1 protein-coding gene and 1 pseudogene are annotated in these 1,632 nt (G+C 51.8%); both read right to left on the reverse strand.

Going from position 1 to position 1,632, the window contains the following annotated elements:
• Positions 1-75 precede the first annotated feature (75 nt).
• Positions 76-669 (reverse strand): Holliday junction branch migration protein RuvA, encoded by a 594-nt coding sequence (gene ruvA, locus F8N00_RS17845; protein WP_023468936.1) that lies wholly within the window; start codon positions 667-669, stop codon positions 76-78.
• A 163-nt stretch (positions 670-832) separates the two neighbouring features.
• A pseudogene (nadA, locus tag F8N00_RS17850) lies at positions 833-1,603 on the reverse strand (quinolinate synthase NadA); the annotation flags it as partial.
• Positions 1,604-1,632 lie beyond the last annotated feature (29 nt).

The raw sequence follows: 1,632 nt of genomic DNA on the forward strand, positions 1-1,632 counted from the left end.
GTCTGAGGACGCAGACTCCACTCTTCTTGATCTTCCGCATGGGCGGATTCTGACAAAATGCGCTCTTCCATGTCCTCACCTCACATTCAATAACAACTGGAGTGCCCGTTTGACATATTGATCCGTCGACAGGACTTCTGCCTGCAACGCTTTTTTGACTTTCTCGACTTCTCGGTCACTGTAACCAAGCGCCGTCAAGGCTTCACAAGCTTCATTCAGCTCAGCATTGCCTTGCGCGAACAAGCCTTCGCTCGGTACGTAATCCGGTGCGAGCTCGGCTAACTTTCCTTTTAGGTCGAGCGTCATTTGCTTCGCTGTTTTCTTGCCGACACCTGGGAATTTGACGAGATAACTTTCCTTCTCTTGTTCAATCGCTTCAACGAGCGCATCGACATTCCCTGATGCGACGATCGCGAGCGCTCCTTTCGGTCCAATTCCTGTGACCCCGAGCAACTTCGTGAACAAGGCACGCTCACGACGGGAACGGAATCCAAATAAGACTTCTTGGTCCTCACGGACATAATGATACGTATATACGATGATCTGTTCGTCTCCGGTCCGATAAAAAAACGGGTTCGGTGCTACGATCTTGTAGCCAATCCCGCCAACTTCTACCGTCACGAATTCCGCACAGACATAAGCGACTTCGCCGCGTACGAATTCTATCAATGTGGAACGCTCCCATCCTTAAACAAACTCTCGTGTTATTGTAGCATACATCTTCGTTTGGCTTCAAAGCGTTCTTCAGCAAAAATCAATACATATGTTCGCTCTCTCAATCCGAAGACAAAAAAGCGTGATCGTTCGCACGACCACGCTCCGATCCTCTATTTTACGAACGCGCAAGCATCCGGTCGAGCGCCAGCACGGCATGCCGCGTCGTCTCTGCATCTACCGTAATGATGTTGACCGGCTCACCGGCTTCGACTTGTTCGAGCGCCCACGCCAAGTGCGGTAAGTCGATCCGGTTCATCGTCAAACACGGACACATGAATGGATTGAGCGACACGATATCGAGTTCCGGATGCGTCGTCGCGAGTCGATTGACGAGATTCATCTCTGTTCCGATCGCCCACTTCGTTCCGGGAGCAGCCTGTTCGATTTGTTGAATGATGTACGCCGTTGACCCGTTGAGATCTGACGCCGTCACGACTTCATGCGAGCATTCCGGGTGGACGAGAATCTTTCGTTCCGGGTCTGTCTTGCGAAACTGTTCAATCTGACCGACCGTGAATTTCTCATGGACTGAGCAGTGTCCTTTCCATAAGATGACGCGGACGTCCTGGTCTTCCCCGTCAAAAACGAGTTCGTCCTTGATCGGATCCCAAATCGCCATCTGTTCTAACGGAATTCCGAGTGCATGCGCCGTATTGCGACCGAGGTGTTGATCCGGCAAGAAGAATAAGATGTCGCGTTCAGCAAGCGCCCATTCGACCATCTGGACAGCGTTTGACGACGTCACCGTCGCCCCACCATGACGACCAACGAACGCTTTGATGGCTGCCGTCGAATTGACATACGTCAACGGTAAGATCGACTCCCCGAACCGTTCCGTCAAGATCGTAAAAGCACGCTCCGTTTGTGTATCGTTCGCCATATCCGCTGTCTCTTATACACATCTCCGAGCCCACG

Origin of the sequence: Exiguobacterium sp. A1_3_1 (assembly GCF_048985645.1) — a bacterium.
Classification (GTDB): domain Bacteria; phylum Bacillota; class Bacilli; order Exiguobacteriales; family Exiguobacteriaceae; genus Exiguobacterium_A; species Exiguobacterium_A indicum.